The organism is Bacillus sp. BC05(2025), assembly GCF_056725905.1.
Genome location: NZ_JBWYRA010000001.1, coordinates 212,837 through 236,083 on the forward strand (window position 1 = coordinate 212,837; position 23,247 = coordinate 236,083).

22 protein-coding genes and 1 pseudogene are annotated in these 23,247 nt (G+C 32.6%); 7 read left to right on the forward strand and 16 right to left on the reverse strand.

The genetic code is table 11. The features are described from left to right. Positions 1 to 39: 39 nt before the first annotated feature. Complete coding sequence (locus ACZ76X_RS01110) at positions 40 to 1,470, reverse strand: PQQ-dependent sugar dehydrogenase (RefSeq protein WP_479849204.1); 1,431 nt, start codon at positions 1,468 to 1,470, stop codon at positions 40 to 42. Between the two features lie 202 nt (positions 1,471 to 1,672). On the opposite strand from ACZ76X_RS01110, the gene ACZ76X_RS01115 reads away from it, so the two are divergent. The 3 genes from ACZ76X_RS01115 to ACZ76X_RS01125 all read left to right on the forward strand — a co-directional run bounded on the left by ACZ76X_RS01115 (position 1,673) and on the right by ACZ76X_RS01125 (position 2,768). Then, positions 1,673 to 1,930 (forward strand): hypothetical protein, encoded by a 258-nt coding sequence (locus ACZ76X_RS01115; protein ID WP_479849205.1) that lies wholly within the window; start codon positions 1,673 to 1,675, stop codon positions 1,928 to 1,930. Between the two features lie 132 nt (positions 1,931 to 2,062). After that, positions 2,063 to 2,512, forward strand: a complete 450-nt coding sequence (locus tag ACZ76X_RS01120; protein ID WP_479849206.1) for an NUDIX hydrolase — start codon at positions 2,063 to 2,065, stop codon at positions 2,510 to 2,512. A 76-nt stretch (positions 2,513 to 2,588) separates the two neighbouring features. Beyond that, the gene (locus tag ACZ76X_RS01125) at positions 2,589 to 2,768 is read left to right on the forward strand and encodes a hypothetical protein (RefSeq protein WP_479849207.1); all 180 of its coding nucleotides are present in this window, start codon (positions 2,589 to 2,591) and stop codon (positions 2,766 to 2,768) included. A gap of 67 nt (positions 2,769 to 2,835) precedes the next feature. On the opposite strand, the gene ACZ76X_RS01130 is transcribed toward ACZ76X_RS01125, so the two are convergent. From ACZ76X_RS01130 to ACZ76X_RS01185, 12 genes are all read right to left on the reverse strand, one after another. Beyond that, positions 2,836 to 3,951 (reverse strand): NAD(P)/FAD-dependent oxidoreductase, encoded by a 1,116-nt coding sequence (locus ACZ76X_RS01130; RefSeq protein WP_479849208.1) that lies wholly within the window; start codon positions 3,949 to 3,951, stop codon positions 2,836 to 2,838. A 126-nt stretch (positions 3,952 to 4,077) separates the two neighbouring features. Next, positions 4,078 to 4,731 (reverse strand): YdeI/OmpD-associated family protein, encoded by a 654-nt coding sequence (locus ACZ76X_RS01135; protein ID WP_479849209.1) that lies wholly within the window; start codon positions 4,729 to 4,731, stop codon positions 4,078 to 4,080. A 147-nt stretch (positions 4,732 to 4,878) separates the two neighbouring features. Continuing rightward, the gene (locus ACZ76X_RS01140; RefSeq protein WP_479849210.1) at positions 4,879 to 5,646 is read right to left on the reverse strand and encodes an arylamine N-acetyltransferase family protein; all 768 of its coding nucleotides are present in this window, start codon (positions 5,644 to 5,646) and stop codon (positions 4,879 to 4,881) included. A 138-nt stretch (positions 5,647 to 5,784) separates the two neighbouring features. Next, entirely contained in the window at positions 5,785 to 6,288 is a 504-nt protein-coding gene (locus tag ACZ76X_RS01145) for a MepB family protein (RefSeq protein ID WP_479849211.1), read from the reverse strand. A gap of 108 nt (positions 6,289 to 6,396) precedes the next feature. Further along, positions 6,397 to 6,765 carry a DUF4180 domain-containing protein gene (locus ACZ76X_RS01150; protein WP_479849212.1) on the reverse strand — a complete coding sequence of 123 codons (369 nt, stop codon included), beginning with the start codon at positions 6,763 to 6,765 and terminating at the stop codon, positions 6,397 to 6,399. A 199-nt stretch (positions 6,766 to 6,964) separates the two neighbouring features. After that, entirely contained in the window at positions 6,965 to 7,657 is a 693-nt protein-coding gene (locus tag ACZ76X_RS01155; protein ID WP_479849852.1) for an HAD family hydrolase, read from the reverse strand. Between the two features lie 396 nt (positions 7,658 to 8,053). After that, positions 8,054 to 8,653, reverse strand: coding sequence for an undecaprenyl-diphosphatase (locus ACZ76X_RS01160; RefSeq protein ID WP_479849213.1), 600 nt, complete (start codon positions 8,651 to 8,653; stop codon positions 8,054 to 8,056). Positions 8,654 to 9,111: 458 nt separating this feature from the next. Beyond that, a complete protein-coding gene (gene pulA / locus ACZ76X_RS01165) occupies positions 9,112 to 11,676 on the reverse strand; it encodes a type I pullulanase (protein WP_479849214.1) in 2,565 nt (854 codons plus the stop codon). Between the two features lie 486 nt (positions 11,677 to 12,162). After that, the gene (locus tag ACZ76X_RS01170) at positions 12,163 to 13,866 is read right to left on the reverse strand and encodes a M4 family metallopeptidase (RefSeq protein WP_479849215.1); all 1,704 of its coding nucleotides are present in this window, start codon (positions 13,864 to 13,866) and stop codon (positions 12,163 to 12,165) included. Between the two features lie 460 nt (positions 13,867 to 14,326). Then, on the reverse strand, positions 14,327 to 15,304 hold the full coding sequence (locus ACZ76X_RS01175) for a DUF4179 domain-containing protein (RefSeq protein ID WP_479849216.1): 978 nt from the start codon (positions 15,302 to 15,304) through the stop codon (positions 14,327 to 14,329). Continuing rightward, complete coding sequence (locus ACZ76X_RS01180) at positions 15,305 to 15,835, reverse strand: RNA polymerase sigma factor SigX (RefSeq protein WP_479849217.1); 531 nt, start codon at positions 15,833 to 15,835, stop codon at positions 15,305 to 15,307. A 251-nt stretch (positions 15,836 to 16,086) separates the two neighbouring features. Then, positions 16,087 to 16,566: an AraC family transcriptional regulator gene (locus tag ACZ76X_RS01185; RefSeq protein WP_479849218.1), complete on the reverse strand. Its 480-nt coding sequence runs from the start codon at positions 16,564 to 16,566 to the stop codon at positions 16,087 to 16,089. A gap of 219 nt (positions 16,567 to 16,785) precedes the next feature. On the opposite strand from ACZ76X_RS01185, the gene ACZ76X_RS01190 reads away from it, so the two are divergent. Further along, complete coding sequence (locus ACZ76X_RS01190; protein WP_000589644.1) at positions 16,786 to 17,253, forward strand: VOC family protein; 468 nt, start codon at positions 16,786 to 16,788, stop codon at positions 17,251 to 17,253. A gap of 353 nt (positions 17,254 to 17,606) precedes the next feature. After that, on the forward strand, positions 17,607 to 18,911 hold the full coding sequence (gene secY / locus ACZ76X_RS01195) for a preprotein translocase subunit SecY (RefSeq protein ID WP_098668162.1): 1,305 nt from the start codon (positions 17,607 to 17,609) through the stop codon (positions 18,909 to 18,911). A gap of 46 nt (positions 18,912 to 18,957) precedes the next feature. Here the strand turns inward: secY and ACZ76X_RS01200 are convergent, their stop codons facing one another. After that, the gene (locus ACZ76X_RS01200; protein ID WP_479849219.1) at positions 18,958 to 19,875 is read right to left on the reverse strand and encodes a DMT family transporter; all 918 of its coding nucleotides are present in this window, start codon (positions 19,873 to 19,875) and stop codon (positions 18,958 to 18,960) included. 146 nt (positions 19,876 to 20,021) lie between these two features. On the opposite strand from ACZ76X_RS01200, the gene pdxR reads away from it, so the two are divergent. Beyond that, positions 20,022 to 21,455 (forward strand): MocR-like pyridoxine biosynthesis transcription factor PdxR, encoded by a 1,434-nt coding sequence (gene pdxR / locus ACZ76X_RS01205; protein WP_479849220.1) that lies wholly within the window; start codon positions 20,022 to 20,024, stop codon positions 21,453 to 21,455. A 97-nt stretch (positions 21,456 to 21,552) separates the two neighbouring features. Here the strand turns inward: pdxR and ACZ76X_RS01210 are convergent. Further along, positions 21,553 to 21,648, reverse strand: a pseudogene (locus ACZ76X_RS01210) (NADP-dependent oxidoreductase); the annotation flags it as partial. 282 nt (positions 21,649 to 21,930) lie between these two features. On the opposite strand from ACZ76X_RS01210, the gene mleBCA reads away from it, so the two are divergent. Then, positions 21,931 to 22,785, forward strand: a complete 855-nt coding sequence (mleBCA, locus tag ACZ76X_RS01215; RefSeq protein ID WP_479849221.1) for a BCA family alpha/beta fold macrolide esterase — start codon at positions 21,931 to 21,933, stop codon at positions 22,783 to 22,785. A gap of 117 nt (positions 22,786 to 22,902) precedes the next feature. Here the strand turns inward: mleBCA and ACZ76X_RS01220 are convergent, their stop codons facing one another. Beyond that, positions 22,903 to 23,238 (reverse strand): hypothetical protein, encoded by a 336-nt coding sequence (locus tag ACZ76X_RS01220; protein WP_001257753.1) that lies wholly within the window; start codon positions 23,236 to 23,238, stop codon positions 22,903 to 22,905. Positions 23,239 to 23,247 lie beyond the last annotated feature (9 nt).

Here is a 23,247-nt window from a genome sequence, read left to right on the forward strand (position 1 = left end):
ACGATTATATAATGAATAATTCCGAGAGTGTCTATCATATTAAGGAACGATTTCAAAAATAGTACCTTTGTTCAAATCCGTTACTTTCATAGAACCGTAAACCCCTAAATATAATCTAGTTTGATCTAAATTTGTTCCTAAACTCATAAAATAAGCTGCCTGCTCACCGAAATCATAATGGGTTTCAATAACATGAAAGTCAGTATGTTTACCATGCGTACCAGCTCTAGAATATGCTAACGCACCTTTTACTAGAGACTGCGATTTTTCTTTTTTAGCAAGATCAGTAAACACAATACTACCAGTCAAACTAGGAATTGCAGTTCCCATATACGGTTGCACGCCAGTAAGTGAAGTTCCTTCAAATTTATCTGGTCTGGAATCTTTATGATAATAACTAATTAGAGGCTGTATACGCTGCACTGATGTTTCTATAGTTTCATTATAATAAGCCATTATTCTCTCATCTAAAGTTGGATTCTCAGAACAGTGCCTTATAAAAGAAGTTGGTAATTCTCCTTCCCATCCTCTCCACCCAAAGTTAATAAATCCATATTGATCAGGAGTCTCTCTCATTAAATGGGTTTGAACGATTTCGGTAACTGGTATTGGTTTATATTGAACAAAAGAAAAAATAGACTCGACAATATCTTGTCCGACGTTACCGGCATATTTGATATGTTGATTATAAAACCTTTGAAATGAAATACCTGTTATATTACGAACGCCTTTTGCAACGACTGTAAGCGTTTCTTGTATAGATAAAGGAAATTCATTAAAGCGTGTAACTACTGGAGGATTGGTTATGAATGTATCTCTACTTACATCGATTTCAATTATTTTACCCGCTATTTCTAAATCATCCTGACTTAAATTAAATGGATCATAGCCTGAACCACCATCTCCATTTGTAAAAACAAGTTTTCCAGTCTCAGGTGAAAAGTTTAAGCTGTTTACGCCGTTATGATTAAAAAATGGTCTTCTTATATTAAGTAAAGTTCTTCTTTTTTGAGGTTTACCGTTTGATTGTAAAATCCATTCTTCAATTGTATCGATATGATCATATTGAGTATCTCTATTTGTCCACTTTAAGTTTAAAGTTTTCTCGTCACAAGGATTCGGTTTAAATTGTTTTGAAAGCGCTCCTGGTCCTTGAGTCCCGGCTACTGAATAATGAAGATAAAATAAGCCATTATGATTAAATTGCGGATGAAACGCTAGTCCTAGTAAGCCGCGTTCATCATAACCGCTACTAGCAACACCTTCTTCAAATGTGCCTAATTTAATAATTCGGTGACGAATATTTAAAAATGTCTTTATATCTCCGTCTCCTATGTAAAAAACTTCTCCTAATTGCGTTGCGATAAATAGCCTTTCGGTCGTTTCATCTGGAAGTATAGCTGTTTTTATTACAGTCGGTAAATTTAAGTTATGAACGATGGGCCGTAAACGAATCTTAACGTTTGTCAATTAACTCCCCCCTTTTTTTATATCTTTTATATAGAAGAATATGATTAGAGTAGTTTAATTAGTATCAAAACTATAGCTATGAAGTCGCAATATCTCTGTTTGTACACGCCTGTTTTCTCCTTAGCATCAATTAACTTACTTACCTTTTTATTACATTTTTTGATATGATATAACTATAAAATATAAATTAGGGGGACAATCCATGGCAATCCTACTACAAATCATCGTACCACTTACATGTGCAATATATTTATTTACCCTCTATCGCAATGGAACATACGGATCAGCTTCATTCCTCTCAGCAGTCATGATAGGAATTTTCGGTTTAGAGAATATATTTCAATATGCTAGTTTAACAGATCATGCTGTATATCCGTATTGGGGCAGTTTGAAGGCTGTAATCTTTATTTTATCCGTGGTGTTTTTATTCAAAAACCCTCCCACTTCATATAGTAATTAACTATTGTGGATATCGGCAGCATTTCGGAGAAAAACCACACTAAGTAAATTTCGATTAGTAAAAAGCAGTTTTCCCCCGTTATGATTAATATTCATATTTATTAAAAGTTTATTTTCGGGAGGAAGTTATGCAATGAGAGCACCCTATCAAGTATTAATATTTCCTTATATAATCACTGAAGATGCTATTCAATACGCTATTTTTAACCGAAGTGATTATGGTTTTTGGCAAGGAATTGCTGGTGGTGGAGAAGATGGTGAGACTCCTATTGAATCAGCAAAACGGGAATCATTTGAAGAGGCTGGTATTTTAAAAGAATATCCCTATATACAATTAGAATCTGTAACTTCACTACCTGTAGAGGATGTAGTCGGCGGGTTTCTTTGGGGAGAAGATGTTTATGTAATAAAAGAATTTTCTTTTGGAGTTAAAGTTTCTACAAAAAACATTTCATTATCCAAAGAACACTCCAATTATAAATGGTTATGCTTTGAGGAAGCAGTAACGCTTTTAAAGTGGGATAGTAACAAAACAGCATTGTGGGAATTAAACAAAAGATTATTAAAGCAATTAAAGTATTAAATAAAACAAGAATTAAACAACTTCAAACTATTATTTTCCCCTTGGTATTTGTATTTTAAAAAGGTAGGTGTTATATATGTTCTTAAATATTATATCGATAGTATCTATAATAATTTGGATTGTGTTAATTACAGAACTGATAAAACCTTCAAAAGAACAAAATGGGCGAAAAATAGTAACTTTATTATCTGCTGGTTCTCTATCAACTCTTATTTTAACGATTTCATTCATTCAAAACATCCCGTTTTGGAACTAATTATGATTTAACTAACAAAATTACCTATAAATAAAAAAGATTAGGAGCGAATCCTAATCTTTTTTTGTTATTCAATTGCACCAGCAACGTCATAATCGTTTAAATCTAACTCAATTGGTTGTCCGAGTGCTAATTTAGCAAGTTCTGAACCTAAATATGGACCAGCTGTTAAACCTGAAGCTCCTAATCCGTTTGCAACAAGAATACCGTCGAAGTTAGGAAGTGGTCCGATAACAGGTAAGAATCCTGGAGTAAACGGTCTAAATCCAACTCTTGTTTCAAGCATAGTACCATCTTCTAAACCAGGTGCAACTTCTAATGCTTTATGAAATACTTCATGTAAACCACCTGCTGTTACACGATGATCGAAGCCAGTTTCGTTTTCATGGGTAGCACCAATTACGACATGACCATTGTCAAACGTTAAAATATATTGATCATTTGGTGGCATAACGACTGGCATATTTTCTGTTGCTGTATTTTCCGTTTGCAGGTGAACAATTTGTCCTTTTTGGAACGTAACTAAGAAATTGATACCTAATGGATTCAATATTTCATTTGCCCATGCGCCTGCAGTTACAATAACCTTTTCCGCTACCATTGTTTTGTCATTTACTTTAACTCCAGTAATATGATTACCTTCACGGACTAATACTGCATCTCCTTTTATAAAAGTTGCACCATGTTTTTTCGCAGCACTTATTAATGCGTTACGCAATGATCTTCCGTTTACTCGTGCAGCGCCACTAATATGAACAGAACTATATTCTTCTGATAATGCTGGGAATAATTTTTTCGTTTCTTCAGCTGATAAACGTGTAATTTCTCCAATCTCTGGTGCATCTTCACGTCGTTTATAAGCTCGTTCTTCCATTTTATCTAACTTTTTCTCATCAGTATGTAAACTAATTGCACCTACACGCTTGTATCCTGTATCCGTTTCACCGTCTTCTTCTAATTGCTGAATCAAAGAAGAATAGTAACGTGCACCGCCTTTAGCAATTTTATACCACGCTTTATTACGACGCTGTGAAAGCCATGGACATACAATACCAGCCGCTGCATCAGTTGCTTGACCTAGTTGTTGACGATCCACGATAGTAACATTCACACCTGCTTTAGCAAGATGATAAGCAGTAGACGCTCCCAGAATACCGGCTCCAACTACAATATACGATTTCATTTCAAACACCTTTTCTCTTTTGCTAATTATTTGAATATAAGAACATACTTTAGTATACTGAAAGGAATTCTTTTTTCAATGTGCTAAGCGTAATTAATTGTTGCATCATTGTGACGTTCCTAACCATTATTTTTTCTTCTTACGGAATAATTCAATTGTTTTATATCCTTGTGAAAGAATTTCAATCATTTTCTCAAGACGTTTTTCACGTGTTTTTTCTTGTTTTACAGAAAATAAATTACGTGCCCAATCTTTTTGATATCCAGGTGTTAAACTTTGATAAAACGTAAGTTCATTCGGATGATTAACCAATAATGCTTCCACATCTTTAATACGATCTGCATAATCAGCAACACATTGACTCATAGCAGGCGTTTTCTTCTCTTTTTTCTTTTCGCGCTTTAAGCCTACAACAGTAAAGATATCATCCATACTTACCATTCGTGCAAATTTAATATCACTCTGTCCTACATACCCATCTTCGCCAACGCTTAATGCAGGAAACATCTCATCACGGTGAATAAACGTACTATAACGAGAATTACCTTTTTTCGGATACGCGAAGAATATGTAGCCTTTTTCAATTAGTAATTCTTCATTACTAATAATAAAATTCGTTTGTTTTACCATTTCATCAAGTGTTTCTACAAAAATAAAAATGGCATCGTGTTCTTTTGAAAATACAGTTTCTTTCCCTGTAAAAGTGTCATAATCACTAGGTTCATTAATTACGACCATATTTGTATACTTATTAAGTTTCAATTTATCAATAATTGACATAAAAATCTTCCTTTACATTCAAAATTCATTGTTCATACTGTTCTAGTGTATTATATCTATTAAGAAAATCAAACTTTAATAGTTGTTTTAAATCAAAATTAGTAAAATAGCCGATTCTGCATAAGAATCGGCTAGCTATTCGTTTCATCATAACTCAATAGCAAATAAAGTATATAAAAACTCCCTATATTGATCTTCTGTAATTACACGTTTCGTTTTTTCGCCATGAACTATTTCAGTGAAACTAGTATTGGTTAAAGAGACATGGCCAGATTCCGTCAATTTGACTGCAATTGGTCCTTTATTGAAAATAGATTTCTCATCTTCTACTACTCTTTTTTGAACATCATTCACTACTGACTCATCAATGGTACGATTATAAAAAGCATGACAAACTTTCCAATCTCCATTCGTATCTTTTCTTTCTAAAACATAATTTCCTTTACTTGTGTCTCGTTTTCTTACTCGATACGAACCATTTTTAGAGGAAACAGACTCTCCAGTAAAAGGTACGGGGATTAAAGGTACTAATGAAGCAATACCTACATCAATTAAGTATCGTTCGTTAGCATAATTTAAAATAATCGTTATATGCCCATCCTCAAGTGCCCAAGCGTTTATATCATTTTTATATACGGTTCCAAGGGCAAGTTGTACATCATAACCACAATCTTTTAAAAAGTAGTAAAAAAGAGTATTTAATTCATAACAAAGTCCGCCGCGGGATGTAGTTAAAATTTTATTCTGTAAATTTTCCGTAGTAATTGTATTTGCATTACGTGCTATAACATCTAAATTCTCAAATGGTATAGTGTGTGCAAATGCAAAGAGAATTGAATTTAATTCTTCAAACTTCACTTCAGTACAGTTTGCAAGTTTCAACCTTGTAAACATCTTTTCTTTTAGACTTGTCATAGTCAGCACCCCTTAGCATGTATAAGTTAAAATAGTATATGCTGATTGTAAATTTGATGGGGTACTGAAACAATGTCCATTTTGTTTAACTGTACCGGTACAAAAAGTCTAACTCACAAGGTTACTTAAGATAAAAAACTACGAATACAAATGTAATAGTTTGTCTATAGGTAAATTATTATAATCGCTTAAATCAACAAAATATTGAAGTTGCCACATTTGGCTCTTTTTCGCTTGGTTGCTAACAGGGGTATCCCAAATAGGATACACTCTCATAGCCATCTTCCCTTTTTGACTTTGTGTTTTTAATATTTTTTCTTTAAGAAGAATTTCTTTAGGGAAAATAAATTGCCCTAATTTATTTTCATCTATACAAGTGATAACTAAAAGATCAGGAGCAGCGTCATAAGAAAATGCTTGATTATGCATATTGTAATCTTTCTCCCAAAAAGAAACGAATTGCCCAATTTTATTAGGGGTAATTTTTGATATTCTAAAACGAATACTTTTATGATTTAAATGAAATAAACATCCCGCATATTCAGCGTTTTGCTTTTCTTCTTGTAGATTCGTGAGTATTAATTTGTTAGGTTTGTACATTGTATTGTTTAAATTTCGAATTACATCATTAAATTTGTTCAAGAAAACTCCCCCTTTATTCATTTCTTAGTTTATCACAAACATCAGTTCTTCTATATCATATATAATCATGAACTAAGTGAAATGAGGGAATTTAGCAGGATATAATTATTACTTTAATGTACTTAGTTTTTCAATTGCTTGTTGTTCAGTTGATAAGTAAAAAATATCTCTACCTTTATTACATTCATAAATAAAATCCTTTAAGCTTTTACTAGAATACATAGAGAAATCTCCAACAATAGCAAACTTTACCTTGTAGTTTATAAACTTTTGAAGAATATCGCCCGCAAGACATGTCTTTAGATCAAAGAAGTCTTCGCTTATTAAAGATTTTGGGATAATAATATGTTTCGCATCTACCTCATATTGAACTGTTGCCATAGTATCTAATGCAGACTGAACATCCGATATTAATACCTTATCGTTTCTAATGACCGCAATATTGATTCCATCGATTACTACTTTCTTTATCTCCATAGTCCACCTCTTTATAATTTACACAGTATGAGTAAAATTGTTTTACAAAACTTCGTATTAATCATAGATTAAATTAGCCGCAGCTATTAAAATCGCCTTTATTTTTTATTGTAAATATATATTTTTTATTATTAATACAGTCAATGAAATTAATGATAGTTTCTCTTTTTTATATTTTTGAATATATATGAAATTGCTTTTACTTGTTATAAAAATGTTGTGGAGTAACATAACTTAACAAACTATCCAAAGTGTTAATCTCGGCATATGGTTGTATTTGGGTAGTATTCTTGATTTTCTGAGGGTTAAACCACACACCTTTTATATTTGCATTTTGAGGACCAGCAATATCCTTTTCTAAGTCATCCCCAACAAATAAAGTATTTTCCGGCTGTAAATTTAGCTTATTTAATGCTAGTTCGAATATACGTTTATCAGGTTTACTAAATCCTACTTCTTCAGAAATAATGATTGTTTCAAAATACCTATTTAAATTCGTGTTAAATATTTTAGCTTTTTGCCTCTGAGTTGAGCCATTTGTTATAATTCCAACTTTAAATTGTTTCTTTATTTGATTTAAGAAATGAATAGTATTTTGGTCTATTGAAAAACATCTAGGGAAACTATTATTCCAAAAATCTTGGATGTAATTGTGTGGCAATCTATATTTCGGCGCGAATTCATCAAATAATGATTCTAAAACTATCGTTTTATCGCTAATACCGTATTCCCTTTTATCGTATTCTTTGAATTTCTGTAACATAGTGTTTTTGACTGTATCACTAACATCCTCATAACACTTTTCTAAAACTAATAAAAATAAGTTATCTACTGCCTTATCCCTATCAAGTAACGTATCATCTAAATCAAACAACATCGCTTTATAACCAATCATATAATTTCACACCCTTTCTATATTTCCGTAGAGATCAAAAAAGGAATTAATATCAAAGGACTTGTAAAGAACAATATTCTAAGAGATAAATCGAAAGTCCTTTTCTGTTTGTTATTTAATGTGAAAGCACACTATTTCGACTTGTTATATAAGCTTATAAACATCTTAAAAAATACAATATTTTTGGCTTATGATTGTAGGTTTAATTCTGCAATAACAATACTTATAAAATGTTTACGGGAAAGTATTTAGATCATACGTCTAGGTAATAAATTATTTTATTACCTATTCATATCCATTCCTTTTCGTCTTTATGGATATGGATAGGTGCATTGAATGTCTGAATCCATTCAACTTGCTGAAAATAGTAATGAGGATGAGAATAGGCTATACTCAAAATCCTTTTGATTTGTTTTTTGACGGTAAAACACGTTCCTCTACTCTTTCATATTGAGTAAGTAATTGTTTGATAAAAGAAAATTTCGGTACTAACCAATAAGAAAACACCGCTGAAACACATCCTATTAAAGCCCCTATTGCAACATCAAATGGATAATGAACCCCTACCCAAATACGAGAGATTGCTACACAAAATGCAAGTATAAGCCATAACCATCCAGTTTTTTTACGAACAAGCCAAAACGAAAAACAAATTGAAAAAAAGAGAATCGTATGGTCACTAGGAAATGAATTATCTACAGTATGCTCTACAAGTTTGTTTACATCAGGTAATACTGCAAACGGTTGATAATTTAAATGAAATTTACCCGCTATTTTTCCAATCACCTCAGCAATTACAAAAGCAACTATCGCTTGAATAATCATCATCCTACTTTTTCTGGGTCCAGTAAACCAATGAGCTAAAATAATTAAAGCTAAAATATATACCATATACTCTGCCAAAAATATCATGGTTGAGTTTAGGAATGAATATTGTTTACCTAAATCATTAATTGCTCGAAAACTATCAATATTAAATTGAGAATAAATCATTTTCAAACCCCTCCTTTTTAGTATGTTATTTTACGGATTGCCATATACCTTCACTGCATGAATAAGTTTAGTTATTGTACCCATCTAAAAATATCAATCTCTTATGACACCGCTTTCTTCTTTTTCACTTTAATAAAAAATGAAAAAGGAAAACATCGAACTTTCTTACAAACGTTCGTGCACTCTTACAGTTTTGTCATTTTCTCGTCATTTAGTGAATAGATTCATTTCCTTATCTTTCGCTATTTTCAAAACTCTAGATTTATACCGATATTTCTGTATATGGTTTTGCAACAATAATCACCCCAATTACACAATAAAAAGGAGAAAAACCTTGTTGAGTCTTCTCCTTTTTGTTTATGTTTTTCATTGAATTGTAATAAAATTACAGTATGTGAAATTATATCGTTTTAATTTTAAAAGCGAAGTGAAAATAACCTTCACTCCGCTTTTCGTAATTATTTAATTGGTTTTTCTGTTTTTAAAACAAATGAACTTAATGCAGGGACTTTAATTTTATTATCATGAACAACGTAAAGTGTTTTACTACCTGCCTGCTTACCGTCTACTAGTACTTTCCAAGGACCTTTCGATGGAAGCGTTATGTCAACGGCTTCTTTATTTGCATTATGAGCCACCATAAAAGATTCGTTTTTATTACTAATTCCCTTTATCGAATAAGCCACAACATTTTTTGGGGTATCAATAAAAGAGACCTGTTTTTTAATTTGTTCTGCAGATGTCATTCGAAAAGCTGAGTACTTTTTGCGTAATTCTATTAAGCCCTTCATATAATCTACTTCATTATTAAATGCTGCACGGCGTAACCAGTCCATTTGGTTAATTGAATCAGGAGATTTGTAACTATTATGATCACCATATTTCGTGCGCATAAACTCTTGTCCTGCATGTAAGAATGGAATACCTTGTGATGTTAATAAAATCGAAGAAGACAATTTGTGCATTTGTTTTCGCACTTCTTCACTGTCATCTGGATTCGTCAACTCAAGTTTGTCCCATAATGTATGATTATCATGTGCTTCCACATAAGTTAGCACCTGCTCCGGATCTTGATAAGTAGACGAATTTGTATCGTAGTTAATGCCTGCCGTAATGCCTTTTTTAATACGGTCTTCCATGTTTTCCTTTCCATTTACAAAGCCATTTTCTTTCTCCTCAAACACACTACCTTTCAATCCATCACGTATATTATCGTTAAAATGAGCAATTCCTTTCATTTTCTCAGCATTTTTTTGATTTGCTTTCAACTCAGCTGCAAGAGGTGTATTTAAATCCCAGCCTTCTCCATGCAATATAATAGATGGATCAATCTGATTAATAGCTTTACGTATTTCGTTCATCGTTTCATAATCATGAATACCCATTAAATCAAAACGGAATCCGTCTAAGTTATATTCTTTTGCCCAATATGTGACCGAATCCACCATAAATTTTCGCATCATTTTTCGTTCTGAAGCTGTATCATTTCCTACTCCGGTTCCATTTGCAAATGTTCCATCTTCATTGTAACGGTAATAATAACCTGGAACTAACTTATGAAAATTAGATTCAGCAGCATTATACATATGGTTATATACTACATCCATTACAACACGAAGATTATTATCATGCAGTGTTTGAATCATTTGCTTTAATTCAGTTATTCGAACAGTTGGCTCATATGGATTTGTAGAATAGGATCCCTCTGGAACGTTGAAATTTTTTGGATCGTATCCCCAGTTATATTGTGGTTCGTTTAAATTCTCTTCATTTACTGATGCATAATCGAATATCGGTAACAACTGAACATGCGTAATACCAAGATCTTTCATATGATCAAGTCCTGTTTTCACACCTTCAGGCCCTCTTGTTCCTTTTTCTGTTACCCCTAAATACTTTCCTTTTTGTATAATACCACTTTCGGGCTGAATAGAAAGATCACGTACATGTAATTCATAAATAATAGCATCTTCCGGATTTTTAAATTTTGGCTTTTTGTTTGCTTTCCATTTTTCCGGATTTGTTTCTTCTAAATCAACAACTGCCCCTTTATCTCCATTTACAGAAGCAGCACGTGCATACGGATCAACTGCTTCTGTCCACTTATCCCCAATTTTCACCTTATACGTATAAAGGAGGCCTTTTTGGTTCCCTCTAAGTTCTGCTTTCCAAGTTCCTTTTTCACCTTGTTGCATGTTTATTTCAGTACCTATTTTATCGTTCCATTTTTTATATGTAACTAACTTCGCTTCACTCGCAGTAGGAGCCCATACACGGAACTTCGTATGTTGTGGCGTATATATATTACCTAAATCGTTACCACCATAGTAAAATGAATGATCAAATTCCTCACTACGAATGACTTTACCGATTTCAGTATTCGCATCAGCTACGTTTTCGATTTTAACTTTGTATGTCTGCTTTAAATCAATTTTCTGCTCCGTAATTATTTTAACCTTATTCGTAACATTCCCACTGTTTCTATCATAAGGACTAATATCCTTAATTTTAATGCCTTCAATTTCAATATTCCGTTCCTTAATATGAAACGGGACATTAGTTGTTACAGTAATTTCATTGAAACTATCAATAGATGCTTTTTGAATTGATAGTTCCGCAGAAGGCTTAGAGTTGTATACTTTATCATCACCAGAAAGAATCCATACTTCAGCACGACCGTCCTTTATATTTTCAATCCAACGATCGCCACCATCTTTTTCCCAATCATTTGTACGAATGATAAATCCTACACGATTATAGTCACCATCTATATTCATTTTAGCGTACTTTCCAAATTCATCTTCACCAGTAAATTCATATGATGTACCATTCGCATTTTCTCCCCATATCCAAAGGTTCCAGTCTTTTGTATTTCCAGACTGTTCTTTGTAATGAATGATAACTTCAGTTGTTTTCGAATTTGAACCTGCCTTTACACTTTGAAAAGAGAAAACAGATGATAACATAACGATTATAGTAAGTAATAAAACTGATTTGTTAATTAATCTTTTTATCATTTGCACCACATACACCCTTTCTTTAAATGGTATGAACGTTATATTCTGCTCGTACTACATTACAGCTACTTAAATGAATCTAAAAATCTCTTTTATTTCACCCCCATATTGGCTGATTTCACATATGCATTTCAATGATCTTTTAATACGAAAACGTTTGCATTAATGTTTAAAAAAATAGGTTTGTTTATGTCTTCATATATTTGTAAATACTAAAAGATCAGGGAAATCATTATAAAGCAATCGTTTGTTATCGCTTTCATTCTATAGCACTTTCTATTAAAAGGTCAATATATTATTAATCTTCTGTTTTTATGTACTTTAAACCTTATATATGTGTCGTAACTTCATAAAGATAGACAACCTAATTATTGCTTAGTAAGTCTATTTTCATTCATACATTGCTGCATAAAAAAACAGCTACTATCTATAAAACGACAGTAGCTGTTTTTCATAATGTAAGAATAAATGAATGATAACTATATTTCTAACTTACTTAATTTTTGCTGCATCAAATGCCTTTTGAACTGCTTGAACTTCAGCTGTATTTGCTCCATATTTATTCGTTGCCACTCGAATACATGCTGATCTTAATTCTTTAAAATTAGAAGTCATATTTAACTCATCTGTATTTGCATAATAGAAGATATCAAACATTTTATCTTCACCAATCCCTTTAACAGTTACTCCGTTATGAGTTCCACCTTTTGCAATAAGATACGCAACTTTATTAATAATGCTTGAATTAAAATGAACCCCACCTTGATCCCATCCATTAAAATCATTAAATTCACTGTAATCATCTGGATAAGGTACACCAAGTGAAGATGGAACAGAAGCCGGATTTTCCATATCACGGAAAACAGATCCAGTTTGTTCTCCCATCGTCCAGTTAAAACTTCCATTATTTACGTATTTCTCAATAGATGTTCCCATAATATCAGATAGTGCCTCATTAATCGCACCAGATTCACCGTAATATTCAAGATTAGATTCGCTAGAAGTAACAGCATGTGTAAATTCATGGCCAGCTACGTCATATGCCTTGACGATAGGATCTCCATATACAAGCATACTTCCATTATTCGCACTTAAAGCATTCTGCCAATTTTTCGGATCATTCGTATCTCCGGAATCCCAAGCATGTACAACTGAAACTACCTTTTGTCCCTTATTATCAAAGCTATTACGCTTATATTTATCTTTATAAAAATCAAATACTTTTGTTGCTAAGTAATGAGCACTTACTGCTTTTGGATCGTTAAATGTTGTCGAAGTACTAGTTGCTAATGTACCAGGATAATAGCTTTCTTCTTTCGTAATATCTCTATAATTCACATCATATGTTTCGATTCCTTGCCCTCTTGTATAATCAGCAAGAGCATATTTTCCATTACTTTGTTTAGAGATACCAAATGTACGTGATATACCTAAATCATCTTTTCCTGTTCCAGTTAATGATGTAAGATTGCTTTTTTTACTTTTCTTTAATGCTCCAACTAGTTTTTCACTTGCTTTTAAGTTAGATTCTTGTACCATATTTTTTAACATATCACCATTTTGTGCATTTATTAAATAAGTTCCGGAAACATAGTTTGGTGTTGCAGCTTCAAATGTAACCTGGTATGCATTGCTAGCTTGTCCATTATTTTCATCAACAAAAATAATTTCTTTAACTTCTGGCTCAGAAATAAAATTGATATCGTTCCCGTACTTCGTATAAATATATTGTGTTGCTTCATCTTTTGATAGATTAATAGGTTTTTTCAATTCTTCTTGTTTTAAATTTTGCGCACTATCGCCTGAAACACTTTTAATAACACCGTTATTATCTACGTGTGCAGTTAATTGATGGCCATATACTTCTTTTCCTTCGTATGTTTGCTGAATACGTACAAGTGTAGTCCCATCATATGAACCACGTTTTTGAAGAACTTTATAATCTACTCCCGTTTCTCCATTGACTTGCTTTGGAGAAAGAGCTTGTTCTGTTTTCTCCTTCAGAGCATCTTTTACTACATTCTCTGGTGCTTTTTGTGACGGTTGTGTAAGTTCACCCGAACGGAACGATTCTTCCTGAATTTGAACTTGTAGTTGATCTGTTTCCTCTGCATGACCTACTCCGTATGGTGCAACTGCTGTTAAAGCTAAACCTGTTGTTAATGCTACTTTAGTTAACGTCTTTTTGTTTTTCATTTTTTCACCTCGTATAATTTTTGAAATAGAAAGCTTGTACAAAGTATACTTGCTGTTCTTGTCGAAAAAAAGGGAAAATACACAATTTATGTAACATTATGCAAAATTACATAATATAAGGGTGATGATATAAATAAAGAACAACTTATATAAGTGCATGAATTTCAATAAAAAAAAGAGCTCCCTAAGGCGCTCTTTACATACGATTATAAATCATAAATGCATTGTGTCATTTATTAGTATATGCTCGTCTCATTTAATTGTTTACTTGGTATTTTCTCTGCACATTAACCATTAAAAATCCGTTATCTAATACATTGAAATTCTTCGTTACTATTTGATTAGTAAATGAAAGAGATAGTTAAGATAATGTAAGAAACAAACATGATAAAAGCAAACCCATAGAGAAAGATAGCACTCGACATGTATTGTGTTATTCTTTTTTTCATATAAATTTGTTTTACTTATTAACTTTCCCAGGATTAATTTGAAATTGCCCTTTCCAAGATCCGCCTATTTTTCCTATTTTATTTATGTTTACATCTAATGTTAAAGGTTGTTTAAAGGAACCTTTTCCTTCAGGACCTTCAACAAATGTAATGACACCTTCTGGTCTGTCTTTATCGCGAATGCCCACATGCTCTAACTTTTTTCCTTCTGACAATAATTCGAATGGTAAATTGTCTTCACCTTGAATAAATGATAATTGTGAAAACATACCATTTCCTGTATTATATTCAGGATTTTCTTCTTGTTGTCCGTTTACTTTTCCATCGCTTTTTATATCTAATCCATGTGTATCAAATTCAAATGGCATTAGAGTTCCATCGGCTTTTTCAACTCTATAATGAACAGATATACGTGCATCTGCCACATATAATTCTTTAAAATGTACAGTTATCCCTTGATCTGTTATCTTTTCATCAATAGGTATAAACTGCCCTTTCAACATACCTTCTTGTTGTACACCATTTTCATCTTTACTTCCTTCATTCACAACCGTATCATTTAACACCTCATTAGCAAAGTAAGAAGCAATATTAGTTGCTGCAACTTGAACTTGCGGAATCATAGCTATAGTAAAAATACCTATCGCTGCAACCGCTGTATACATGAAATGCTTTGATTTTTTATTCATATTTGAAAATACTCCCTGCTTTCTTTCTATCGTTTGATTTGTACTAAATACATTATTAGTCTGGTTATAACTATTAAATGTTTGCCATGCTTTTTCGACATCAATATTTATTTCTGGAATCTCATGAAGCTTCTCCTCGGCTAGTGTTGAATGTTCCCAATGATTTAATTCTGTTAACTCAATTAATAAATTTTGACACTCCTTACATTTGTCTAAATGCTTTATAAATTGTTTTCTTTCCTCACGGGAAAGTTCACCATCAATATATGATTGAATGGATCCTATTTCATAACAAGTCATTTATTTCCCCTCCATTTGTTCAAAAATTTTCCGGAATTTTAGTTTAGCTCTTGCCAACATTGTTCCAATAGACGCATCGTCAATCTGAAGTACTTGCGCGATTTCTTTATACCGAAACCCTGAAAATTTCATTAATAATATTGTTCGATCTTGTTCTTTCATTTTTCGCAACACCATTTGTACTTTTGTAATTTCTTCTTTTCTAATCCATTCATCATCTAATGACGAATCAATTTGAACTTCTTGATACTGGGTTTCTTTATCGATTCTTGCCTGATGTCTCTTTTCAGAACGAATGTAGTTATAGGCGACATAAGTAGAAGACTTTATAAGCCAAGCACGTAAATTTTCTATTGCTTTCCAATCTGAATGATACAGTTGCAAAAACACCTCTTGCGCTAATTCCTCAGCAACCGTCTGTTCTTTAATGATCCATATTATTTGTTTAACAACATACGCATAGTTTTGTTTAAACAACGCTTCAAATGTTATATGTGAAAAATTCCTCTCTTCACTTTTTATTGTTTGCATGTGAATAAAACCTCTCTCTCTTTTGATGCCTGCATTATAGAGAAACCAGAATGCTCATTTTTGTGACAAAAAAATAATATTTTTTATTATGTACTATTACGTACATTCATCATATAAACAAATATTCATATTAATTAAAGTAAACTTTTTCTCAATAACAACATAAAACCCACTCTCAACTATTTTTAAGAGTGGGTTTTATACTATTAAAAAACAATTATTTTAATACCGCTTATAATTTATACTACTTATTATTTGTTCTTTTTTATTGGCACAAATAAATCAACCTTTAATTTTCCTTCTAGGTCTTCTGCAATATTGTTCATACAAAACTCTAAATTATCCCTATCATAATCTGCACTATATTCACTATTTGGTAACCACACTGTGTACATATATCGATACACTTCACTTAATTTATGAGGTTCATCATAGAATTGGTATAGAGCGTATAGACCTCCATCTACACTTTTAAATTGCACATCCTCATGTTGTTCTTTTTCAAAGTTTTTAGGTATGGTAACGCAAGCATCATGTCGGCACATATGACTTGCAACAAGTTCAGGGTTATCTAATGAAATTCCGATAAATGATTGCTCAGATGGATAAAGCTTATTTTCAATAGACCAGTTCAATAACTTCCCCCAATGATCTTGTGGTTCAAAGTAACTACCAGTTCTTCTTATAAATGCCACTTCTAATGGTCGTAATTCTTTTACAACTACTTTCATTTATATCATCCCCTTATTAAGTATCTATTCAATTTATTTATCTTTCAATTTGATAAATCCCTTTTAAATAAACAAATTCCTTAATTGCATAAATCTTAATTGAAATAAAATTATTTACTACTAAAGTTGTATGTACTTTCATACTTTTACTCGATTCTATATTCTTTTTTAACAGCTATAGTAATGATAAGAAATTGTAAGAATAAAGGAGTCTTTAAATTGATTAAAGGAATATACGAAGCACACTTACCGGTTAGCAATTTAAGAAACTCAATTGAATTTTATGAAAAACTAGGGTTGAAATTAGCTTGGAGCGATGAATCAACAGCATTCTTTTGGATTGAAGAAGGAATGAGTTGGCTGGGGTTATGGGAAGGTTCTGAATGTGAAACGAAATATCATCCTTCTTTACGTCATATTGCATTTAGAGTTTCATATGAGGATTTAAAAGAATCATTAAATTGGTTACACTCACTTCAAATTAAAGCTGTTCCGTTTGGGAGTAATGAATCTATTGCACCTTTTGTCCGTCCACATCAAGGTAATGCATCTGTTTATTTTATTGATCCAGATGGTAATAGCTTAGAACTTATTTGTCATATTATTGTACCTAATGCACTAAAACATATAACTGATAAATTATCCTTTAAAGATTGGGAGAAACTATTAGCTGACACATTCGAATGAATATTAGCTATAAATCATAATGTCTCACCTTTATTTTTATAACATGTATAACAATCCCTAATAATAATGTCCTATCAATTTATCATTAAATAAATGTAAAAAATGCTCCTATTCATTCATTTTTCATGCGTATGTATGTACATTTGTTAATTTATTCGATATATTATGTGTATTGAATGATTACGAAAAGCTTATAGGTCGCTAAAAATACCTTATATTTTTATATCCGTGAAAACTACAAAATGTATAAAATTCCATTTGTCAAATGAATTTAATGCGGAAGGAGGTTTGTGGTTACTTCATCGGGATATAATAATCAGTTTTAAACTGATAAAAATATAGGAGGCGACATAATGTTTCGTACGATTTCAAATTTCATGAGAGTAGCTGAGATAAGAAGGAAAATCCTTTTTACATTAGCGATGTTAATCGTTTTTCGAATTGGCACGTTTATTCCAGTTCCTCATACCAACGCAGAGGTATTAAAAGTACAAGATCAAGCTAACGTTTTAGGTATGCTAAACGTATTTGGCGGAGGAGCATTGCAACACTTCTCAATCTTTGCTGTAGGTATTACACCTTATATTACAGCTTCCATCATAGTGCAATTACTACAAATGGACGTTATACCTAAATTTTCGGAATGGGCAAAGCAAGGAGAAATGGGCCGTAAAAAATCAGCTCAATTCACTCGATACTTTACAATCATTCTCGCATTCATACAAGCCATTGGGATGTCTTATGGCTTTAATAATATAGCAGGTGGACAATTAATAACAGATCAAAGCTGGACTACATACTTATTTATTGCGACAGTTTTAACTGCAGGTACTGCATTTTTACTTTGGTTAGGTGAACAAATTACCGCTAATGGCGTAGGTAATGGTATTTCGATGATTATCTTCGCAGGACTTGTAGCAGCGATTCCAAATGTTGCGAACCAAATTTATTTACAACAATTTCAAAATGCAGGCGATCAATTATTCATGCACATCATAAAGATGGTTTTAATTGGTCTCGTAATTTTAGCGATAGTTGTCGGTGTTATTTACATACAACAAGCCGTGCGTAAAATACCGATTCAATATGCGAAAGCTGTTTCAGGCAACAATCCATATCAAGGAGCAAAAAACACTCATTTACCTCTTAAAGTAAATAGTGCTGGTGTAATTCCAGTAATCTTTGCTTCTGCATTTTTAATGACGCCGCGTACAATTGCGCAGCTTTTCCCTGATTCAAGCGTATCAAAATGGTTAGTTGCTAATCTGGATTTCGCACATCCAATTGGAATGACACTTTATGTCGGTCTTATCGTTGCTTTTACATACTTCTACGCATTTATTCAAGTAAACCCTGAACAAATGGCTGAGAATTTGAAAAAGCAAAATGGATATGTGCCTGGTATTCGCCCTGGTAAATCAACAGAACAATATGTAACGAAAATTTTATACCGTTTAACATTTATCGGTGCAATTTTCTTAGGTGCCATTTCAATTTTACCGCTCGTATTCACAAAAATTGCTACATTACCACCTTCTGCACAAATTGGTGGTACAAGCTTACTTATCATTGTCGGTGTAGCACTTGAAACAATGAAGACGTTAGAAAGTCAGCTTGTGAAACGTCATTATAAAGGGTTTATAAAGAAAGTAAATTAAGTAAAAAACACAGTTGGTTATTTTTCCAACTGTGTTTTTAATTCTACTACATTTCTTTCTCAAATAATTTCCCTTGTTTGAAATAAGACCGGAGTGTGGATCGATTAGCTAAAAATACACCAATTAAAATGAAACAAGCACCTATTCCCATTGTAGGGTTTAAAGGTTCTCCTAATATGATGTATCCAACTATAATAGCAATTAATGGTGAGACATATAACCAGGTTGACGGGAATACAGGATTTGTTTTTGATAAGAGCCAATAATATAATCCGTGCCCACCAATTGATCCGATAAAGATAAGATATAAAATAGGCCACTGTACACTCCATGAAGCTAATACAGTTACATTCGGTTGTTCTACTATGATGGAGACGATTAGTAGTAACACTCCTCCATAAAACATTTGAATACCATTTATGAGAAATGGCGATACACTTTGTAAATCCGAAAGTATTTCTTTTGAGCGAATTGAGCCTATTCCGTAAAATAACTCTCCTATTATTAATACAAAACAAGCAATACTCCATATGAAACTTATTTCTTGGTGAATTCCAGGTAAAGAAACAAAAACAACACCTATTAGTGCAATAATTAAAGCAAGAAGTTGCTCCTTTTGTAATTTTGTCTTATTTCTCTTTGCCTGCAATAACAATATCATCATCGGTCCCGTAGCAGATAGTATAGCAGCTAGCCCTGAAGAAATATATTGTTCTGCCCAGTACAATGTAGCGAATGTCATAAACGTTAAGCAAAAACCAGCATATATAATACGCTTTGAAAATACATGTGGCATTATTTCTTTTCGCTTTAACTTAAATATAATCATCAAGATTACTCCTGCTAAAAAGAAACGAATTCCCGCTGAAAATAACGGGGGCGTTCCTGCTTCAATTCCAATTTTTATCGTTAAAAATGTTGTTCCGAAAATAATACATACTAAAATATAATTGAAAATGACCATTTTTCTTCCTCCTTTTTACTCTTAACATGAGTATAGAAGGTATGGTGTATAACAGTGTAACTATGTATATAACAGTTACCTAAAATCATAGTTGATTCTATATATATTTTTCGCTTTAATTAAATAAAAACGAAAAAGGTGAAACCGTGAAGATTGTCCTTCGTAAAGAATCCAACATACCGTATTACAGACAAATATATATGCAAATCGTTGAAAGAGTGCAAAGTGGCATGCTTTCATATGGTGACTCACTTCCATCTTTACGCTCTATGGCCGAAGATTTACAGATTAGCCTATTAACTGTTCGTAAAGCATATAAGCAGTTAGAAAAGAAAGAATATATACGCATCCAGCAAGGAAAAGGTGCTTATATACATAAACATGTAAAGAAAGATTTCAAACCAATTCCGTATCAGTGGCAACAAACGAAAACAATTAATGTTATACGTTCTCAATACGCAATGAATCAGCACCGGAGATATTATGATTTTTCTCAAGCGATTTTATATCCTCGTTTATTGCCAAACCCATTCTTGGCAGACGAAATGCATAAAATACTTCATAAAGACCAGATAATTCTAGCAACTTACGGGCCAATTCAAGGAGATTATGAACTGCGAGTTGAAATAGCAAATTACTTACACGAACACCAGCAATTAGTGACAGATCCATCCCAATTATTAATTACAAGCGGCGCTCAACAAGGAATTGATTTAATTGCTCAAACATTATTAAAACCTGGTGATATTGTATTAGTGGAAAGTCCGTGTTATAGTGCTGCACTTGATATTTTCATCAATAAAGGTGCTCAAATTATACCTATTTCTCTTGATTATCATGGCGTTCGCTCCGACTTAATCGATGATATTTGTCAAAGTAAAAATCCCGTTTTATTGTATACGAATCCAACGTTCCAGAACCCAACAGGTTCAGTAATGAGTAAAGAACGGAGAATGGAACTTATAGAACTAGCAGAGCTATATAAGTTTTTTATAATTGAAGATGATTCTTTCGGAGAAATATATTTTGAGGGCGCTACTGTCCCCTCTCCGATCAAAAATTTTGATACGAATGGCCATGTAATATATATAAAAGGATTTAGTAAAACGTTAGCACCAGGGCTACGTATCGCATCTCTTATTGCTGATGGACCTATTTTCGAATGGTTATATGCTGTAAAAGGTTCAATGGATATCGGTAGTCCTTTATTAACACAAAAAGCACTTCTACCTTTTTTACGTGCAGAACGTATGAAAAACCATTTAGAAAAATTACGTACAGCTTTACAAATTAGGCGTGATATAACGATTAATATGTTATCAACACTTAAAGAAATACACTTTGAAATGCCAAATGGTGGATTTAATTTGTGGATTACACTTCCTGATTCGATTGATCCCTTTACCTTATTACAAAAAGCAAATGAAGTAGATGTATCTTTTTTACCAGGGACAGCTTGTCTATTAAATAACGATACAAATAATAATCAATTAAGGCTTAGCTATTCTATGTTAAATGAAAAAGATATGTTGATTGGTTTAGAGAAATTACATGATACAGTACGAAACTATAAGCTATAAAAGCATATGCACAATATCTTTAAGCTAAAAAATAAATACCCCAAAATATTTTAGTTTTGGGGTATAATGAAAAATTTTGAAAGATACTTAATCATTTTCATTCCATTTTTATTACAATCTTACCTCTAACATGTTGGCCTTCACTCAAAATATGAGCTTCTCTTCCCCTTGCTTCATTAAACAGTACAACTTTACGCTACTTTTAACAATTTGTTTTAAAACTTGTCTTTCTTTTAATTCTTCAACACTACCATATTGTTCTATAACAATTGCTTTCATTTCCTCTCCTCCTTGCTGTTTATTTTAATAATATACAAATATTTCTCAAAATTTTTCCCCTTGAATTATCATAAACTTATTTTTGGGGGTAAATTGCGTAAGAAGCGTTGCAAGTTCCAAAACGAAACTTACAACCACCTTAGAATCTTTCAAAACTATATTTTAAATTTAATTCAAAAGAAATGGGGAGAATGCTATGGCTGAAAAGATATTTAAAATAAACGGGATCGATATATGTACAGAAAGCTTTGGGAACCCTAAAAACCCAGCTGTTTTATTAATTATGGGTGCTACGTGTTCAATGGTGTATTGGGATGAAGAGTTTTGTGAACAGTTGGCTAACACGGGGAAATTTGTTATTCGTTTTGATAACCGTGATGTGGGACGCTCTGTTGCATACGATCCTGGAACTTCCAATTATACAGTTACACATATGGCAGAAGATGCGATTGGGGTACTTGATGCTTATCATATTAATCAAGCACATCTATTTGGTATGTCTTTAGGTGGTATGATCGCTCAAATTGCTGCTGTAAAACATCCCGAAAGAATTTTATCGTTAACATTATTAGCTACAAGTATAATAGGATCTGACGATAACACGCGCGATTTACCTCCGATGGATGAAAGAATTTTAACACATCACGCAAATGGCACGCATTTAGATTGGACAAATGATAAAGTTGTAGCTGAATATTTAGTTTCCGGATCTCGCCTATTATGTGGATCAAAACGAACATTTGATGAAAAAAGAGTCTATAAACAAGTAAAACAAGAAATAGAACGAGCTAACAATTTATTAAGCATGTTTAATCACGCTTTACTTCAAGGAGATGATGCATATGAAGGTGTGCTACACTTCATACAAGCACCTACATTAGTCATTCACGGGACGGACGATACTGCTCTCCCCTTCGAACATGGTCTCGCACTTATCGATGAGATTCCTAACTCAGCTCTATTAACTCTTGAAGGTGCCGGACATGAGATTCACCCTGATGACTGGGAAGACATAATTCATGCTGTTACTGAACATACAGCTAAAATATAGATAAATTACGAATAGAAGGAGTGCAGATTGTCGTGTGCCTCTTCTATTTGTTATATAAAAAGCCCATCACTGTATCCATATGTATAGTGATGGGCAATACTTATTATTTTTCTATGTTTAAAAAAACGGACAATCTAATTGATCAACAGCTTCCCATGATTTTTTTTTTATATTATCGGTGGATTTATTTGCTTCTAATGGCACGTTTTTAAAGGGATTTACTTCAACTTTTAATAAGGATGATGGTTCCACGTATAATGAGAAAACATGGCTACTAGGAATTGCTTTTGATACATCAATATCTCCTACTTGTTTAAAGAGTTGCTGCGCTGCAAAGAAAAAGAAATTAGTTGGGTTTGATTGTTTATTTAGCCATGCAAGCATTTCAGGTGATACTGACTTATGAATATTGATTTTCACTCGATCACCACGTTTATATCGCCTAGATCGCATGCTTCCACC